The following is a 19,178-nucleotide window of genomic DNA, read 5'->3' as shown; positions in this document are numbered from 1 at the left end:
TAGTACATTCAGAGGGCCGAATGTAGAAGATAAAAACAACGAATAATAAAAATAAAGTAAAAATGATAATAATAAAAAACTACGCGCAAATGCCCAAGCTACAACTTGGGCTTTTTTGTGCTTACTATTCTTTAAACGTTATCATTTTCTGTACGATCAGTGGCAAATAACGAACGGCGTTGATTTTTGGGAATCTTCGGGCAGTTCGTTGAGATTTGATATAGTGTTTTTGCTAGTGCTGGTAAATGTGTTCCAACAACAGATTTTCCAGTCGTCAACAGAGATACACTAATATCACGCTCAGGATCAGCCCAGCATAAAATATTAGAGAAACCAATATGTCCAAAAGCTTGCCCTGTCATTGGTCCAAATAAACCAATCGGATTGCTTCCTAACATTGGACCTAATGCATATCGCATTGGTGCTAATAAAGTACGATCCAAGCTTACACCAGAAGTAGGAAGGGTTGATCTAAACACTGTTTGTGGTGACATGATTTGCTTACCTTGGTATTCACCACCACTTAATAACATTTCGAAAAAGCGTCCAGCTTGTTCAGCACTGGTATAGATGTTTCCAGCAGGACAAATCGTATCCATAAAGCGGTTGTCATTAGTCACATCGACCGCAAGTTGTAGCCCGCCACCCAATACGTGATTGAGATAGTGATCCGTGCCTAAACTTGGATGGATTCCTGTGGCATAGTTTAATGCCGCATCGGCACGATATTCTGGTTTGAGACCGTAGTTAAAATAGTTAAGTCCCATTGGTTTTTCGATTTGTTCAGCCAAAAAGTCACGAACATTTTGTCCTGTTACACGTTTAACGATTTCACCCAAGATATAACCTGCGGTAACTGCATGATAGGCGAGGTGAGTACCTGATGGTGAAACAGGTTTAGCAGCACAAAGTAACTTTAAAACTTCATCTTGGTTGAACAGAAGTTCAGGAGTAACTTCTTGATCAATACGAGGGATTCCACCACGGTGAGAAAGTAAATGAAAAATGGTGGCACGACGCTTTCCGTTGACACCATATTCAGGGATATAGTAGCTGATTGGATCTAGTAAATTTAGATCACCACGTTCATCCAGCATATGGATGAGCATTGCAGTGACCATTTTAGAGGCAGAAAATAAACAAATTGGAGTATCTGGTGTTCCGATTTGCGCATCAGCAGCTAAACCTTCTGGAGCATTTCCCCGTGCATAGCCAACACTTCGGTTGAGTAGAATCTGTCCATTACGGCGTAAGCATAAGGTTACAAGCGGGTAATTACCTGTTTTATAAAGTTGTTCGACACTATTCCAAATTTTTTGGATTTGACGTTCCGTCATCCCACCCAATTCAGCTGCGACCTCATCTTTGGAGCGAATCACTTGATTCAGGTCTTTTGGAACATAACAGGTATTGGTAGATAAAATTTTCACGATTCCCTCGCATTTTTTCGTTTTCTTTCACTTCTGTTATAAATTGAAAACAGATTCATCCTAGTGTGCCGTTTTTGTTCAACGCTGTCAGCTGCCGAATTGCCAGTAAACATAAAACATTTTTGCAATATAACGATAGATCACTTAAAATAGCGCCTTGCTGTAGTGATGCACGGCAGTCGGTTGCTTGCAACTGATCATTATCATTTAACTTTTAAGCATCTCGGAGAAATCGAATGGCTTTAACTAATACTGATCGCGCAGAGATCATCGCTAAATTTGCTCGTGCTGAAAATGACACTGGTTCACCAGAAGTACAAGTTGCTTTGTTGACTGCTCAAATCAATGATTTGCAAGGTCACTTTAAAGAGCACAAACATGACCATCATAGCCGTCGTGGTTTGATTCGTATGGTTAACCAACGTCGTAAATTACTTGATTACTTAAACGGTAAAGATCACGGTCGTTATGTTGCTTTGATCGGCGCATTAGGTTTACGTCGTTAATTCGATTTTACTTTGTTTTCGCTATTTCGCATGTTGTTATGCTTTATCGCTGAAAAGAGAGTTTCATCTAATTTATTTTAGGTGATTTTAAGAAGGGGCGCTTGTTCGCTCCTTCTTTGCGTTTAACTTTTTTAAATATTTGATCTAGTGCGATGGCTTCTAAGCTTTGTCATTTATCTACACAGCAGTTGTGGTCTGAATGCCAAACCTTAGGGGTCTCACTAGAATAAAATTAGGAAAATACAATACATGTCTATGTTTAATATAGTTCGTAAAGAATTCCAATTTGGTCAACACCAAGTTGTTTTAGAAACGGGTCGCGTTGCACGTCAAGCAAATACAGTTTTAGTCACTATGGGTGGTGTAACTGTTTTAGTTGCGGTTGTTGCGCAACCTAAAGCAAAAGCAGGTCAAGATTTTTTCCCGTTGACTGTTAACTATCAAGAAAAACAATATGCAGCGGGTCGTATTCCTGGTGGTTACGGTAAACGTGAAGGCCGTGCATCTGAAGCTGAAACTTTGATTTCACGTCTAATCGACCGTCCAATTCGTCCGTTATTCCCAGAAGGTTATTTCAACGAAATCCAAGTAACAGCAACGGTTGTTTCTTCTGATAAGACGATGGATGCTGATATTGCAGCAATGCTTGGTGCTTCAGCGGCATTATCTATCGCTGGTACACCTTTCCGTGGTCCAATCGCTGGTGCACGTGTTGGTTTAATCAACGGCGAATATGTTTTAAACCCGAATTTTGAACAATTAAAAGAAAGCGATCTTGACCTTGTGGTTGCGGGTACTGAATCAGCTGTGCTTATGGTTGAATCTGAAGCGAAAGAGCTTTCAGAAGATCAAATGTTAGGTGCTGTACTTTTTGGTCATGACGAAATGCAAATTGCAGTTCAAGCGATCAAAGAATTTGCTGCCGCTGCAGGCGCAGTTGAATCAACTTGGGTTGCTCCAAACAAAAACGAAGCATTGCTTGAGCAATTAAAAGCAGCATTCGAAGCTAAAATCTCAGAAGCATATACTATTGCTGTGAAACAAGATCGTTATGCTGCTCTTGACGCGCTTTATGCTGAAGCAGTTGCGCAGTTCGTTCCAGAAAATGACGAAACGGGTATTGCTGATGAAGTAAACGAATTATTTGAAGATCTTAAATACCGTACAGTACGTGACAACATCTTATCGGGTAAACCGCGTATTGATGGTCGTGACACGAAAACTGTTCGTGGTATCGACGTGCAAGTGGGTGTATTAGATCGTGCTCACGGTTCTGCATTATTTACACGTGGTGAAACTCAAGCGTTGGTAACAACAACTTTGGGTAATACTCGTGATGCGTTAATGGTTGATACCCTTGCTGGTACTAAAACTGACAACTTTATGTTGCACTATAACTTCCCTGCATACTCTGTAGGTGAAACTGGTCGTGAATCTGGTCCTAAACGTCGTGAAATCGGTCATGGTCGTTTAGCGCGTCGTGGTGTGCAAGCAGTTCTTCCTGCGGCTGACCGCTTCCCATATGTGATTCGTATTGTATCTGACATTACTGAATCTAACGGTTCATCTTCAATGGCTTCTGTATGTGGTGCTTCATTATCACTTATGGATGCAGGTGTTCCATTAAAAGCGCCAGTTGCGGGTATCGCAATGGGCTTAGTGAAAGAAGGCGAGCGTTTTGCAGTTCTTTCTGACATCTTGGGTGATGAAGATCATCTTGGCGATATGGACTTTAAAGTAGCAGGTTCTGCAAACGGTATTACTGCACTTCAAATGGATATCAAGATCGAAGGGATCACTGAAGAGATTATGGAAGTTGCATTAAACCAAGCTTTTGCTGGTCGTATGCACATCTTGAATGAAATGAACAAAGTCATTTCACGTGCGCGTGCAGAAATTAGTGCCAATGCGCCGACTTTCGAAGTAATCAATATCAATCCAGACAAGATTCGTGACGTGATTGGTAAGGGTGGTGCAACCATTCGTGCGATTACTGAAGAAACTAAAGCTGCGATTGATATCGAAGATAACGGTACAGTACGTGTATTTGGTGAAACTAAAGCTGCTGCTCGTGCTGCGATTGCGAAAATCCAAGCACTTACTGCTGAAGTTGAACCAGGTAAGATCTATGATGGTAAAGTGATTCGCATCGTTGAATTTGGTGCGTTCGTTAATATCATGCCAGGTACTGACGGTTTACTTCATATTTCGCAAATCTCAAATGAGCGTATTGCAAATGTGACTGATGTATTGAAAGAAGGTCAAGAGCTTAAAGTACAAGTTGCTGATGTTGATAATCGTGGTCGTATCAAGTTGACAATGAAAGATATTGAGCAAGCTCAATAATAGTAAGATCTCAGCTTAAAAAAAGCGCATTGTTTTAACAATGCGCTTTTTTATTAACTTAATGAAAGTTATAGATATAAAAAATCAAAACTATAAACATAAATCAAATTTATATTAGACATTAGTCTATAGCTCAAATTGTATTTATCACAATTAACGTAGAATCCTCAAACTTTCCGCTCCTACCTGTGTTTATTAGGTTTTAGATAGACAGTCGGAAGTCTATTTTTCATCCCAATATGAAGGAATATCGCGCATGCACGTCGACCATGTAGCCGCAGGTCAAGATGACCAACAGCCACCAAAGAAACCCAAATTTTATCAAATCCTCTATGTGCAAGTGATCTTCGCAATTGTTGCGGGGATATTATTAGGTCATTTTTTCCCTGAATTTGGTGAAAGCTTAAAGCCGCTTGGTGAAGCCTTTATTAAATTGGTTAAGATGATTATCGCTCCTGTGATTTTCCTTACCGTTGTGACTGGTATTGCTGGGATGAAAAATCTCGGTAGTGTTGGACGTGTAACGGGTAAAGCGATGATCTACTTTCTGACCTTTTCAACACTTGCGCTGATCATTGGTCTGATTGTTGGTAATTTGATTGAACCTGGACATGGTTTAAATATTGACCCAAGCACTTTGCACAGCACTAAAGTAGATGAATATGCGGCTAAAGCACATGAATCGACTATTACTGGTTTTTTAATGAATATCATTCCTGATACGTTGGTCAGTCCATTCGTGTCTGGACAGATTCTTCAGGTTTTATTTGTTGCAGTGCTATTTGGTTTGGCATTGGCTAAATCAGGTGATCTTGGTCGTCCTGTAACCGATTTTCTTCAACAATTAACCAATCCTGTTTTTACCTTGGTTGGTATGTTGATGAAGTTCGCTCCAATTGGTGCATTTGGTGCGATGGCATTCACGATTGGTGCGTATGGTATTAGCTCTATTGGTAATCTCATGTTGCTGATAGCAACGTTCTACATCACGGCTTTATTGTTTGTCATCATTGTTTTAGGCGCAGTGGCAAAATACAATGGTTTCTCTATTATTGATCTGATTCGTTATATCAAAGATGAATTGTGGTTAGTACTTGGAACGAGTTCATCTGAAGCAGCACTCCCATCACTTATGGCGAAGATGGAAAAAGCGGGTTGTGAAAAATCAGTTGTTGGTTTGGTGATTCCAACTGGTTATTCATTTAACTTGGACGGTACCAATATCTATATGACCTTGGCTGCTTTATTCATTGCACAAGCATGTAATATTGAACTGAGCTTTACTCAGCAGATCACGATTTTATTGGTTGCGATGCTGAGTTCTAAAGGTGCAGCAGGTATTACTGGTGCAGGTTTTATTACCTTAGCGGCGACACTTTCAGTTGTACCTGCGATTCCAGTTGCGGGTATGGCATTGATCTTAGGTATTGATCGCTTCATGTCGGAATGTCGTGCATTAACCAATTTAGTTGGTAATGCGTGTGCAACAATCGTGGTTGCAAAATGGGATAATGCTTTAGATAAAGAGCAATTAGACCAAGCTTTAAAACATGGTATCGTGAAGCAAGACGTTTAATTTTTAATATTGTTAAAAAGCCTTCATGCAATACATGAAGGCTTTTTTTGGGATTATATTTTGCTATGTAATATCCATAGCTTTTTACGAAGCTTCATGGCAGCATTTGCTTAGATATTCACACTCATAAAGACCTATGCAACTTTATTATTTTTATCGCCATAATACTGAAAATACCATTTTTATTAGCGCAGAAGAACATTTAGAGCATACGCTTGAATTTTTATGGGTGGATAGCTTAAGACAAGATCTTGTGAACCATACCGAGACATGGCAAAAGAATATTTACGAGTATACTGGACTTGTACCAAATGAATTTCATATGCGCGATTTACTCAATATTGAGCATCCCTGTGCATTTGACACTGTTGAGGAATATGATCTTCTGGTATTTAGAAAGCTGATTAGCCCAGATGATCAGATTCTTGAAAGTGATAGCACCACTGAATCACATGAAAGTATTTTTGGTTTAGCGACCACGCCAATGAGTTTTATTTTTACACCCACAGTTTTGGTGAGCGTAAGAGAGCAGGGTAATAAAGCGGTAGAAAGTTACATCCAGCGTCTGCAAATGATTATGGGGCGAGCAATTGTAGAGCAAAATAAACCGCGTAAATTACCCACTACACCAGCTGATCTATCCTTAAGATTACTTAATAGCATGATTGATGGTTATCTGAATCTACGTAAACCATTGACGCGCCGTGTGGAATATTGGCAACAGCAGCTATTACAAGGCAATCGTCGCTTTAAGCAGTGGCATCAGTTGTTCCATGAGGATATGGCATTTCAGCAAATCGAAAACTTATGTGAAGAACAGATTGAAACTTTGCAGGAGTTTAGAGATGAACTCGTGGATAATTATCATCATGTATTCGGTGAGCGTAAACATAAAGCACAGGACATTCTCTTGGTTCGTTTGAATGATTTGATGAGCCATGTTGAGCGCGTGCAAAAACATACCTTACGTTTAAGGAATGCAATTCAATCTGCAATAGATTTACATTTCTCAGCAATCGCCAATCAAACCAATGAAAACATGCGTATCTTGGCAATCATTACTGCGATATTTGCACCGCTGACTTTGTTAACGGGAGTATATGGCATGAACTTTGAGTTTATTCCGGGACTGAAATCACCTGTTGGCTTTTGGATCATGCTTGGGGTTATGTTGATGAGCACCGTATTCTTGCTCTATTATTTTTATCGACAGCATTTGGTTGGACGTGGTGAGCGGAGTGTGATTGATTTATTAGCACAGCAGCACAGACAGCGGAATTTTAATTTGCTGTGGTTCTTGGATTATGAACCGATTAAGCAAACGCTAAAAGAAGTCGAGAAAATGACTAAACTGAAATAAAGAGTTTAGTCATTTATGAATGCGATACATTTGATTAATGAAAATGTTTGAGTTGTTTGCGTAGCTGTTGCACCTCATCAATCAAGTCTAACATTACGGCGACAGCAGAGAGACTTGCATCGAAGTCACGTTGTAAACGATATGCTCGACGAGCGCGTGCAACATCTTCACCGATGAATTGATAACTTTGTGGATCGACCTGAATTTGTAAAATTTCATAATCAATGAGTTTTAAAACCCAGTCAGTGCTTTGTCCACAAGCCTCTGCAAAGTGCTCAAGATCAAGTGCCAATTGTTCATCAATGATTTCAACTTGGCAGTGACCGTCATATTGAATTTCTTTGTATTGAATGGTTGTCATGATCTTACTCCTTATGAGGCACGAGGTCTGAACGATGAAAAGCTTTCAGCAAATGTTTGGTAAGCTTGTTGTTCTTGTTCGGTATGTGCTGGCGGTAAAACAATATTAATTATTAAATACAGATGTCCAACGTTTTTGTTTGGAATCCCTTTATCTTTTAAGCGTAATTGTTGTCCATTTTTGGCATTTTTCGGTAAGTTCACTTTAAACAGCCCAGCAGGAGTATGAACTTCAATACTTTTTCCGAGACCTGCTTCCCAAGGGCTAACATCAATGGTTTGATAAACATCAGCGCCTTCGACACGGATTCGATCAGTCTCTTTGTATTGGATTTCAATATAAAGATCACCATTTTCGCCGCCATTGATACCGATTTGTCCTTGACCATTTAAGCGGATTTGTTGACCTTCTTTCATTCCTTTCGGAATTTTAACTTCTAGGGTTTTGCGTTGGACTTCAGGTTCGCCATAAACACTATAGGTTGGAATTTGCAGCGTAATTTGTTGTGTTGAACCATGATAAGCAATATCTAAATCCACCTGAATACTGGCATGTTGGTCTTCGCCACGATAGCTGCGTTGTTGACGCTGCGAACGTTGTTGCCCTCCGCCGAAACCTGAACCGAAACGACCAAATAAATCTTCAAAGCCACTAAAATCTGCACCATCTCCTGAGCTTTGACGATAGAATTGTGAGCCATCAAATCCGCTTGGATTACCTTGCCCAGAATGCGAAAAACCTTGTGGATGATCGAGCATCTGATCATATTCAGCTTTTTTTTCGGTATTGCTTAAAGTGTCATAGGCAACATTGATCGCCTGCATTTTAGCTTCCGCATCTTTTTCTTTGCTAATGTCAGGATGATATTTACGCGCCAATTTTCGATAGGCTTTTTTGATTTCATCTGCAGAAGCTTCTCTGGTCACACCCAATTCTTCATAATAGTTTTTTGGCATTGATTATCGTCTTATCTATTGCTTTTCATTCTATTATTTGACGATTGAGGGAGAAAAAACAGAGGGGAAGTGTGTTGATCTTGTTTCAGACGAGAAAATCAACAATAAATCTTCTCTATAGATGAATGAACTCCCATGAATGAATAACATGGGAGTTGTTAAAATTTAACTCAAATGCTCACCAAATAAAGCTAAAGCTTCTTCAGCGGTAAATTCATAACGCGTGTTACAACATTGGCAATCCATTTGAATTGGATTTTGAACTTCAAGAGATTCATGTACTGCTGTTACACCAATTTGAATCAATGCATTCGCACAGCGTTCACGAGAGCAAGTGCAACCAAACTGTAACTCTTCAACATCAGGTAGGCGAACTTCTTCTTCATTATACAAACGATAAAGAATTTCATCGGCTGAAAGATCGGTGAGTTCTTCAGGCTTTAAGGTTTCGGTCAGCATGGTCAAACGTGGCCATAAATCTTCGTCAACCAATCTTTGTTCTTCTTCGTCATTACGAGGAAGTAGCTGAATCAATAAACCACCTGAACGCTGACTATTGGTTGCCAACACAATGTGAGTCGGAATCTGTGCAGATAAGTCGTAGTATTGGATTAAACAACCAGCCAAGGTCGGTTGATCGAGCGGTACGATACCTTGATAACGTTCACCATGCTCTGGTTCAATATTAATAAACAGAATAGGATTGGTTAATGCTGCAAGTACAGTGCTACTGTCCGTACCTTCGGCGAAGCGTGGGTCTTCTTCATAATCCGCCAAAGCACGGACCTCACCTAAATGGTTACACTCAGCCATTGCCCATTTAAATGTACCATTTGCTTGAATCTGCAAGCTAATACGGCCTTGAATCTTCAATGTGCTTGCAAGTAAAGCTGTTGCACTTAACATTTCACCCAATAAGCTTTGTACCGCAGGCATATACTCTCGTTTCGCCAAAACAGTTTGCAGTGCTTCTTCCAAATGAACTATTTCACCGCGAATAGGACTATTTTCGATAAAAAAGCGTTGGCGTAAATCAGACATATTTTTCTCCAGTACCCCTAAGGGGAAAACAAAGCAACGCTTTGCCTTTAAAAGCGCGAAAGGCTTTATAAAAGGTCTATGGTTATGCAGTCAATAATGGTGTCAGTTTGTCAAAACTCAAGATGTTTGATTGGGTGAATTTGCATCAGTTTGTGTGTTTTGCTCATGCTTCATTCGATTTGGAATGAAAGTTTTCGTGTTTTCAAATAAGTATTGCAGTTCTGCAATGGCATTCGGATAACTTTCAACAATATCTTGTTTTTGAGAAAGGTAATGTTGCTGCATCAGCAGTTGTTCATCTTCCTGTTTAAATAACTCAATTTGTGCCTGTGCTTCATCACTTGAAATACCTGTCCTAACTAAAGCGTGCATAGCCACATTTAATGAAGATGCGTAGGTTTCTCGCCAAATATTTGGAATACCTAAACTATTGATCAAGTGAGCATGATGACGGTCACGTGCTCGCATAAAGATGGTTAAATCAGGATAGTTTAAGCGTAGGTGACGGGCTAAATTCATGCTGTCTTCAACATCATCAATGGCAAGGATGAGGAGTGTGCAGTACTCGATCCCAGCGGCACGTAAGTTTTCAACTTGCGTGACATCAGCATCAATAAAACGGTGTCCATATTGTTCAATAAAGTCTGCATTCGGCTGATTGCTATCAATCACACTGAATTGCTTGCCTTGTGCATGTAAAGCGCGTGCAACCACTTGTCCAAAACGACCAAATCCGACGATCACAATAGGGTGTTGTGGAATATCGATCTCATTTGTAGCCATATTGTTCTGATGGAGTCTAGGCAAAATCTTGCTATTCAATAACCAATACAATGGTGGCGTTAACAACATGGAGCCGAATATAACCAGTAAGCTAGATTGTAGCAGCGGTGTTGTGAGTAAACTTTCATTTTCAGCTAATTTGAGCAGAATAAAGCTTAGTTCACCACTTTGCGCAAGTGTAATTGCGAGCAACATGCTGAGTTTGGTATCACGTTGTTGATAATAACTTACTGCTGCAATCACAATCACTTTGATCAAAACCAAAGCTAAAATACATGTGACAATAAAAAGAGGTGTTTGACTTAAAGGTTCTAGCGAAATTCCTAAACCGATCGCAAGGAAAAATAGACCAATCAAGGCATCTTTAAAGGGCAGAATAATCCGCTCAATTTCAGCTTTAAACTCTGTTTCAGCTAATAATACACCTGCTAAAAATGCACCAATCAAGCTATGAATATTTAAAATATCTATAATTAGGATGACAGACAGTACAACCAGTAAGCTCAGTACAGGAATTAAATGAATACTGTTTTTATGGGCTAAGAATCGAAATGCAGGGCGAACCAAATAGCGACTTGCCAAAAATAATCCTGAAATCGTGGCAATGATTGCAGCAAAATAAGCCACACCATGTCGTGTAGACGCCGTATCTTCGAGTAAAGGAAACATTGCGATCAAAATGACAGCAAACAATGCTTGAAACTGTAATGTAGCTAAACTCATTTGCCCTAAGTGGGCGTTGAGTTGTTGTTTCTGCTGTAGGAACTGTTGTACTAACGCCACTGCTGAAAAAGCGAAAGCACAGCCAAGAATAATGCTCGTAAGAAGTTGTTTGAATAATAAAAAGCATATTGCAATGAGAATAGGAGTGATAATTGCGAGTTGAAGACCGCTATTTCTAAGTATTCTTTTGCGTTCTAACCAAAGCTGTACTGGTCGAAATGAGAAACCGAGAAACAACATAACACTCATCATGCCCAAACTGAGCAGTTGCTCGATGAGTCGAGGCTCTTCAATCAGACCAAGCACACTTGTACCCAGTAACAGTCCTGCAATGAGGTATCCCAACACTGTGCTTGAAGCATAATGTTTTGTCAAAGGAACAGTAATTAAAGTTGCTATCAGTAAAACAATAATCGGTAGTAATAAAGACATTCAATGCCTCAAGTTTTTCTATTTAGCCTAGACAAAGTATGGTGCAGAGCGTGTATCCATAGGATGGATCAACTTAGAAAGATCACTTGTCATTGTAACTGCTCAAGTCTAGCTCATTAACTAAACTCTTGTGGATCAACATCAATTGATAATCTAAGTTGATGTTGTCGAGGTAAATGTACCACTTGTTGCCACCATTGACGCAAATAAAAGTGCAGTTTGGCGCGATCAGCAGACAAAATCACCATATGTGCTCTGAAACGACCTGCTTTTCGTTCCATAGGTGCAGGAATCGGTCCCCAAATATCAACCAAGTCGCCTGCCATGAGTCTCAACTGTTGTGCAATATCAGCTAAGAACTGTTGGCTATATTCCCGATCTTTCGATTCGATTCGAACCAAAGCCGCATAACGATAGGGCGGCAGTAGTGCGATTTTACGTTCGGCTAACATCTGCTTAGCGACTGCGCGGTAGTCATGTTTAATCAATGTGGTAAGCATCGGATGATCAGGACGGAGACTTTGTAAATACACAGTACCTTTATGTTCTCCGCGTCCTGCACGACCTGCGACTTGAACAATTAATTGTGCAGTGCGTTCAGGTGCACGCAAATCCACACTGAGTAGACCTGAATCAATATCTAAAATAGCAACCAAGGTGACATAAGGGAAATGATGACCTTTTGCCAACATCTGTGTACCCAATAAAATGCTAGGTTTATTTTGTTGAATGCGATCATAAATTTTCTGCCAGCTGCCTACACGACTGGTACTGTCACGATCAACACGAATGACTTCATTATGAGGAAACAGTTCTTGTAAATGTTCTTCAAGCTTGGCTGTTCCAACCCCAATCGTTTTTAAACTTTGCTTTTGACACTCAGGACAATGATCTGGCAAACGATTGATCGTTCCACAATGATGACAATGCAAATAATGATAAGGTTGTGAGTGTAGTGTGAAATGGGCATCACAATGAGGGCAATTGGCTTGCCAGCCACAACTTTCACACATCAGAATCGGTGCATAACCGCGTCGATTTAAAAAGATGAGTACTTGTTCTTTACGTTCTAAAGTCAGTTTGATTTGATCAATCAATGTTTGACTCATACCATGCTTTTTTTTACTAATTTTTAAATCAATGACATGCATTTTGGGCAGTACTGCAACGCCTGCACGTTGATTCAGTTCAAGCAACTGTAATTTGCCTGATTCAACTAGATGATAACTATCAATACTTGGCGTTGCTGAACCGAGAATGACAGGACAGCCTTGTAAATGACCTCGATATAAAGCGACATCACGGGCATGATAGCGAAAACCTTCTTGTTGTTTATAGGATAAGTCGTGTTCTTCATCTAAAATGATCAAGCCTAGTTGAGGCAATGGTGTATAGATTGCAGAACGTGTGCCAATAATAATTGAAGCTTTACCTGTTTGCGCGTGTTGCCAAGCCTGCAAACGCTTTGAATCATTTAAACCAGAATGCATTAAAGCCACATCACAATGAAAGCGTGATTTAAAGCGAGCAACCGTTTGTGGGGTTAAACCAATCTCAGGAACCAGAACCAAGACTTGTTTACCTTGTTTTAATACTTCATACATGACTTGCAGATAAACTTCGGTTTTACCACTTCCAGTTAAGCCATCGAGTAAAAATGCTTGATAATGATTTTGAGCTTTGAGGATCTGTTGGATCGATCTTTTCTGATCTTCATTAGGTGTTAAGGGGACTTGAGCAAGCTGTACAGGTATTGGGGTGAAATCATGTGGTTCGAGACAACATTCGACTAAGCCTTTTTTTTCTAATGCTTTAAGCGTCGCCGTTTCGATGCTACTCAGATTTAAAATATTTTCTGTTGTGCCATGAGGATGTAATTTTAAAACCTGATATGCATCATATTGTTTTTGAGAGCGTTTCAATAATACATCTGGATTATCATGCGGAATAATTTTCCAAAGATGAAACAAAATATCTAAAGCACGGCCTTGTCTTAAAAAACTTGGTAAAGCACTTTGAATCACTTCACCGATGGGAAATTGATAATACTGAGCTGACCATGTCAACAAAGTTAAAACTTGTTGATCTAATATTGCTTCATTATCGAGTAATTCTGTAATCGCTTTAAGTTTGAATTGCCCTGTAAATATTTCGTTGGTATCAACTTTTTCAGTAATGATACCAACGAGGTTTTGTCGTCCAAATGAGACGGCAACACGTGCGCCGACTTGAGCTTGCTGATATTGTTCAGCACTGACCGTGTAGTCAAACGTGTCATACACATAAACGGGTAGGGCAACTCGAATACGGTAAGGAAAAGCGTTAGAATTTTCGGTCGGCATAGAGGCTTCAATCACGTGTAAAATGGCATGACTTCATGTCATGGAATTATGCTAAAGTGCTGTGCGTTATGTTGATAAACATAAATGAATATGAATGATTCAACTACACGGATGCAACAGTAACGACAACTATTTTGGGACAATTAGAACAGAACCATGCCTGCTTATCAATTTACTGCTCTTGATGCTTCTGGAAAGCAACATAAAGGTGTGCTTGAAGGAGATTCTGCACGCCAAATTCGTCAACAGTTGCGAGATAAAGCATGGACACCGCTTGCGGTCGATGCGGTTGAGCAAAAAGATAAACAACAACAGCGTTCATGGTTTAAAAAGAGCTTTAGTGCTTATGACTTAGCACTCATGACGCGCCAACTTTCAGTGTTAGTTGCAGCAGGTATTCCTTTGGAAGAAGCATTACGTGCTGTGAGCAAACAGAGTGAAAAAGCGCATGTACAAAACCTCTTGATTTCCGTGCGTTCCAAAGTCTTAGAAGGTCATTCATTGGCACAGGCGATGTTGCAATCGGGACGTTTCCCAGATCTTTATATTGCCACTGTCGCTGCGGGTGAACGCTCAGGACATTTAGATCTGATTTTAGATCAACTTTCTGATTACACCGAAAATCGTTTCGCAATGCAAAAGAAAGTTCAAGGTGCAATGATTTATCCAATTATCCTGATGTTAATGTCATTTGGGATTGTGATGGGTTTGATGACTTATGTTGTACCCGAGATTGTAAAAACCTTCGAACAAAGTAAAGAGGCTTTACCGTGGATTACGGTTCTGCTGATGAAGATTAGTGCCTTTATTCGCCAAGCATGGGTAGGGATGCTGATTATTGCATTTATCGCGATCGTCTTATTCACTCGCTTTTTGAGAACCACTGCTGGACATTATGCATTTGACCGATTAACACTCAAATTGCCACTATTTGGTAAACTTTCACGTGGTATAAATGCAGCACGTTTTGCCAGTACCTTATCGATTTTAACTCGCTCAGGCGTACCATTGGTTGAAGCTTTACGTATCGGTGCGGAAGTCAGTAATAACTGGGTGATTCGTGATGCAATTGAAGTGGCGATGGAGCGTGTAACAGAAGGTGGTAATTTAGCAACACAGTTAGAGCGTTGCGGTTATTTTCCTCCAATGATGGTACAAATGATTCGTAGTGGCGAAGCTTCGGGTGAGTTAGATCGAATGTTAGATCGCGCTTCAACGATGCAAGATCGAGAAGTCACGACCTTTATCTCCACTTTATTGGCATTACTTGAGCCACTGATGCTGGTTTTTATGGCGGCGATTGTATTGGTAATCGTGATTGCGGTAATGTTGCCAATTATTAATATGAACAATATGATTTAATAAATTGCATGAAAGAGATGAAAATGAATAAGCAAAAAATGTATATGAAGCAATCTGGTTTCACATTAATTGAAGTGATGGTTGTGATTGTCATTTTAGGTGTTTTGGCTGCTTTGATCGTTCCAAATGTTATGGGACGTGGTGAAAAAGCCAAAGTAGACACCACAAGTATTACACTTAAAGGTGTAGCAGGTGCTTTAGATCAATATAAACTCGATAATGGTCGTTATCCATCAATGCAAGATGGCGGTTTAGATGCTTTGGTGAATCAACCTGCTTCTGCTAAAAACTGGTTGCCAGGTGGATATGTGAAAGGTGGTTATCCGAAAGACAGTTGGGAAAATGACTTGCAATATGTCATTCCAGGTCGTGAAGGTCGCTCATTTGATTTATATTCTTTCGGTGCAGATGGTAAAGAAGGTGGCGAAGGAAACGATGCCGATATTTATTACCAGCCATAATCACTGAGTTAAAATGTCACTTCACTTTAGAGTAAATAAATCGAGAGTGAAGTGATAATGTTTCCTAATTCGATAAAATTAATTAAGATTTTGAAAAATAATAATAAATTAAAATATTAAATATTTGATAGTTATAATAAGAATTATTCCCATATTTAATAGTTACAAGAAAAAGAAATTATGCATAAAAATAGACTATTTCTTTAGATCAAAGCTTTGCATAATCAATTCAGACCATTTAATTCAGGTATGGGGAAATCAGATGAAAGCATTTTTTATGTTGGATGAACTAAATCAGTTTCATTGGGCAATGCTTAAATCTGTATTGCTTATTTTAAGTTTATTACCGATGAGTCAAGCTGCATTAAGTTTATGGCAAGCTGCTGAAGGCAGTAGTCAAATTATGATTGGTTTCTTTGCTTTGACGATGTTAAGTGCATGGTTTCTGCTTTGCTTCCTAAGTGCCTTAAAAACAACGGTATGGGACAATCAGGAGATGATTTCCAAGTATGAGCAATTGTTGTTTAAAGCCTACCGCTATATTCCTATGTTATTTTTGTCGAGTTTAGTTGCTTATCTCAGTGTGCAATTTTCTTTCGTAATCTAATATGATCATGATTTAATAACGAAATAAAAAAGAGCGCTTTGATTGCAAAACGCTCTTTTATTTTATCTTCTTGATTTAAATGAAATATCAACTTTACGTGGACGATAAATCCAACCTAAAATTAATAATAAAACTGAGAAAATTAGAATTGGATAATCACTTAAACGACTGTAAAGCGTTTGTCCTTGCATTGCAGGTAAATCACCACGTAAAACGGCTTCTTTATCAATCGGTGCTTGTTTAACAATATGACCATTGTGATCAATAAATGCAGTTACACCGGTATTGGTGGCACGAATAAACCAACGACCGTTTTCTTTGGCACGCATTTGTACCATTTGTAAATGTTGCCAAGGACCTGCTGTACCTGTAAACCAAGCATCGTTAGACACAGTAATTAAAAAATCACTATTGGTTGCATTACGACGAGTCAAGTTAGGGTAAGCAACTTCATAGCAAATCGCAGCTGCTAGTGCATGACCTTTCACGATTAATGGTTTTTGATCAGGTTCGCCGCGAGAAAAACCACTCATACTGACATCATTTTGCATTGCAGGCAGAACCCACTTCAGCATACCTGATAATGGAATATATTCACCAAAAGGAACCAGTCGTTGTTTTTTATACAAACCGTGTGATTCACTGCCTGATGACATAATGCTGTTGAAATACAGAGGCTCACCAAATTGTTGAGACTTTGCTAAATCCCAATAAGGAATTCCTGTGACCCAAGCAGTATCAGTTTTTTTTGCATGTGCCGCCATGGCATCCAAAAATTCTGGAATATCTGTTTGAAACATCGGTATCGATGATTCTGGCCAAACAATCAGATCACGTCCCCATTCTGCACGGGTGAGTGTTGCATAAATCTCTAAGGTTTTAATCTGATACTCGGTTAACCATTTCAGGTCTTGCGGAATATTACCCTGAACCAAAGATACACTGAGTGGCTTACTCGCCTTAGGCTGCACGAATTGAATAAATCCTGCCCCCCATGCACCCAAAACCAGAAGGGTAGACGGAATTGCCCAAAACCAACGACCTTTTAAGATTTCAACCAAAGCACATGCAATCACGATCACTACAAATGAGATTGCGTAAATCCCAAATAACGGAGCGTAACCATCAAGTAAGCGTTCAGTAAATGCATAACCAGCAAATAACCAAGGAAAACCCGTGAATACCCAAGTTTTAGCCCATTCAAATAATACCCAAAGCGGTGCAAAGGTGAGTGGGGTTTCTGGGAAGAAGCGACGATAAAGCCAAGTCTGAAAAGCTGTAAATAAGCCCATTGCGGTTGCCATAAAGGCAATCATCAAGATGCTTAAAAATGCATTGGTGTCTCCATAGGTATGAATAGAGGTAAACAACCAAAATGCACCAACAAACCACAAGCCAAAACCGTAAGCCCAACCAAGCGCAAAAGCTTGTCTTGGTGTACGTTGATGCAATACTGCATATAACAAGGCAGGCGATAAAATTGCGAGCCACCAAAAGTAATATGGGGCTAAAGCAAAACTAAAGATTGCACCTGAAGTGAGTGCAATCAACAGTGGGAAAATAAAAGGTAACTGTTTTTGTGATTGAGAAGTGTTTAACAGCTTTTCAAAATAGGTTCTCATTGACGTACAGCTCGAATCAGATGAATAGTGCGTGCATCTGCTTCAATAATGGTAAATTGCCAATCGCCAAGCTCAATGGTCTGACCTTGTAAATCGCTCACTAAACCAATTTCTTGTAGCAGTAAGCCGCCCATAGTTTCAACTTCATCATCAGAAAAATCAGCATCTAAAATAGTGTTGAAATGTTCGATTGGTGTAAGTGCTTGAACAATCCAAGTATTTGCTGTGGTTGGATCATTATCTGGGACGATATACAGTGCCTCTTCATCGGCGATATCATGTTCGTCTTCAATTTCACCCACAATTTCTTCAAGAATATCTTCAAGGGTGACTAAGCCAGACGTTGATCCATATTCATCAATCACGATTGCAATATGAGTCTGAGTATTTTTGAGCATACGCAATACTTGATCTGAACGCGCACTTTCAGGAACAAACACCGGTTGACGCATGAGTGCGCTAATATCAACTTTGACATTTCGCTCAGTTAGGAACGGTAATAGATCTTTTGCTAGCAGAATACCCACAACATTATCGGATTGATTAGCAGAAAATACTGGGAAACGTGAATGCGCAGATTCAATTAGAACATCCAAGATATCAAGTAGTTGATCATCCTCTTGTAAGCTAATAATCGCTGTGCGAGGCGTCATCACCTCTCGAATCTTTGTGGCTGGTAGATCAAGCACACCTTCAAGCATAGCAACGGTGTCTGGTTCTAAAAAGCGACGTGAATCTTGTACTAATCTAAGTAATTCATCGCGGGTTTCAGGTGCGGTACCTAACCATTTTCTTAAGCCACGCATACCCCACGACGGACTGGATTCCTCGACCATGATCTTTCCTAAAGACTCTCTATATCAATTAGATGATTTTCATCATACCGAAGAAAAAGCGGATATGCATCAATAAAACGATGCAAAAAATGTACAGTTTTTCAAAAAGCTGCCGATGATTTTTATAAGTGCGATTTATGTTAAAATGTGAATATTAAAATATTTGAGTTTTACGATGTCTGAACAACCCCAACTTGCTACTGTTCAATTAAATACGAGAGGTTTACGTTGCCCTGAACCGGTGATGATGTTGCATCAAGCTATTCGTAAAGCAAAGTCAGGCGACATCGTTGAAGTATTGGCAACTGATCCATCAACATCATGGGATATTCCTAAATTTTGTATGCATTTAGGTCATGAGTTGTTATTGAAAGAAGAAAGCCTCGATGAAAATAGTCATACTGAATATCGCTATTTAGTCCAGAAAGGCTAAA

General features: G+C 39.6%; 16 protein-coding genes. 8 read left to right on the top strand and 8 right to left on the bottom strand.

Annotation, left to right across the window (positions count from 1 at the left end; genetic code table 11):
* Positions 1-131: 131 nt before the first annotated feature.
* On the bottom strand, positions 132-1,430 hold the full coding sequence (locus NGC85_RS14985; protein ID WP_254732198.1) for a serine hydrolase: 1,299 nt from the start codon (positions 1,428-1,430) through the stop codon (positions 132-134).
* A 236-nt stretch (positions 1,431-1,666) separates the two neighbouring features.
* On the opposite strand from NGC85_RS14985, the gene rpsO reads away from it, so the two are divergent.
* The 4 genes from rpsO (at position 1,667) to NGC85_RS14965 (ending at position 7,218) form a co-directional block, all read left to right on the top strand.
* Positions 1,667-1,936, top strand: a complete 270-nt coding sequence (gene rpsO / locus NGC85_RS14980; RefSeq protein WP_004656162.1) for a 30S ribosomal protein S15 — start codon at positions 1,667-1,669, stop codon at positions 1,934-1,936.
* Positions 1,937-2,191: 255 nt separating this feature from the next.
* Positions 2,192-4,282 carry a polyribonucleotide nucleotidyltransferase gene (gene pnp, locus NGC85_RS14975; RefSeq protein WP_254805617.1) on the top strand — a complete coding sequence of 697 codons (2,091 nt, stop codon included), beginning with the start codon at positions 2,192-2,194 and terminating at the stop codon, positions 4,280-4,282.
* A 256-nt stretch (positions 4,283-4,538) separates the two neighbouring features.
* Positions 4,539-5,858 (top strand): dicarboxylate/amino acid:cation symporter, encoded by a 1,320-nt coding sequence (locus NGC85_RS14970; RefSeq protein ID WP_169108844.1) that lies wholly within the window; start codon positions 4,539-4,541, stop codon positions 5,856-5,858.
* Between the two features lie 136 nt (positions 5,859-5,994).
* Positions 5,995-7,218 carry a magnesium transporter CorA family protein gene (locus NGC85_RS14965; RefSeq protein ID WP_254732196.1) on the top strand — a complete coding sequence of 408 codons (1,224 nt, stop codon included), beginning with the start codon at positions 5,995-5,997 and terminating at the stop codon, positions 7,216-7,218.
* 34 nt (positions 7,219-7,252) lie between these two features.
* Here NGC85_RS14965 and NGC85_RS14960 read toward each other — a convergent pair whose 3' ends face one another.
* The 5 genes from NGC85_RS14960 to NGC85_RS14940 all read right to left on the bottom strand — a co-directional run bounded on the left by NGC85_RS14960 (position 7,253) and on the right by NGC85_RS14940 (position 13,856).
* A complete protein-coding gene (locus NGC85_RS14960; protein ID WP_004659218.1) occupies positions 7,253-7,579 on the bottom strand; it encodes a chaperone modulator CbpM in 327 nt (108 codons plus the stop codon).
* Positions 7,580-7,590: 11 nt separating this feature from the next.
* A complete protein-coding gene (locus NGC85_RS14955) occupies positions 7,591-8,535 on the bottom strand; it encodes a DnaJ C-terminal domain-containing protein (RefSeq protein WP_254732194.1) in 945 nt (314 codons plus the stop codon).
* Positions 8,536-8,700: 165 nt separating this feature from the next.
* Entirely contained in the window at positions 8,701-9,576 is an 876-nt protein-coding gene (locus NGC85_RS14950; RefSeq protein ID WP_254732192.1) for an Hsp33 family molecular chaperone HslO, read from the bottom strand.
* 117 nt (positions 9,577-9,693) lie between these two features.
* Entirely contained in the window at positions 9,694-11,514 is a 1,821-nt protein-coding gene (locus tag NGC85_RS14945; protein ID WP_254732190.1) for a cation:proton antiporter, read from the bottom strand.
* Positions 11,515-11,630: 116 nt separating this feature from the next.
* The gene (locus tag NGC85_RS14940; RefSeq protein ID WP_254732188.1) at positions 11,631-13,856 is read right to left on the bottom strand and encodes a primosomal protein N'; all 2,226 of its coding nucleotides are present in this window, start codon (positions 13,854-13,856) and stop codon (positions 11,631-11,633) included.
* 156 nt (positions 13,857-14,012) lie between these two features.
* Between NGC85_RS14940 and gspF the strand changes: the two genes are divergently transcribed.
* From gspF to NGC85_RS14925, 3 genes are all read left to right on the top strand, one after another.
* Positions 14,013-15,218: a type II secretion system inner membrane protein GspF gene (gene gspF, locus NGC85_RS14935; protein ID WP_005061123.1), complete on the top strand. Its 1,206-nt coding sequence runs from the start codon at positions 14,013-14,015 to the stop codon at positions 15,216-15,218.
* A gap of 23 nt (positions 15,219-15,241) precedes the next feature.
* Positions 15,242-15,679, top strand: a complete 438-nt coding sequence (gene gspG, locus NGC85_RS14930) for a type II secretion system major pseudopilin GspG (protein WP_005051105.1) — start codon at positions 15,242-15,244, stop codon at positions 15,677-15,679.
* Positions 15,680-15,941: 262 nt separating this feature from the next.
* The gene (locus NGC85_RS14925) at positions 15,942-16,286 is read left to right on the top strand and encodes a hypothetical protein (RefSeq protein ID WP_254732186.1); all 345 of its coding nucleotides are present in this window, start codon (positions 15,942-15,944) and stop codon (positions 16,284-16,286) included.
* A 62-nt stretch (positions 16,287-16,348) separates the two neighbouring features.
* Here NGC85_RS14925 and lnt read toward each other — a convergent pair whose 3' ends face one another.
* Both lnt and NGC85_RS14915 read right to left on the bottom strand, forming a co-directional pair.
* Complete coding sequence (gene lnt, locus NGC85_RS14920; protein WP_254732184.1) at positions 16,349-17,908, bottom strand: apolipoprotein N-acyltransferase; 1,560 nt, start codon at positions 17,906-17,908, stop codon at positions 16,349-16,351.
* Positions 17,905-18,744: an HlyC/CorC family transporter gene (locus NGC85_RS14915; RefSeq protein ID WP_005051114.1), complete on the bottom strand. Its 840-nt coding sequence runs from the start codon at positions 18,742-18,744 to the stop codon at positions 17,905-17,907. Before NGC85_RS14915 ends, lnt begins: the two co-directional genes overlap by 4 nt.
* A gap of 175 nt (positions 18,745-18,919) precedes the next feature.
* Here NGC85_RS14915 and tusA point away from each other — a divergent pair, with 175 nt between their 5' ends.
* Positions 18,920-19,177 (top strand): sulfurtransferase TusA, encoded by a 258-nt coding sequence (gene tusA, locus NGC85_RS14910; protein ID WP_005051116.1) that lies wholly within the window; start codon positions 18,920-18,922, stop codon positions 19,175-19,177.
* Position 19,178 lies beyond the last annotated feature (1 nt).

The sequence above is a fragment of the Acinetobacter sp. Z1 genome, from assembly GCF_024296945.1.
GTDB classification, from domain to species: domain Bacteria; phylum Pseudomonadota; class Gammaproteobacteria; order Pseudomonadales; family Moraxellaceae; genus Acinetobacter; species Acinetobacter beijerinckii.
Note: the sequence above shows the minus strand (reverse complement) of the source record. Positions and strands in the feature narration are given on the sequence as shown.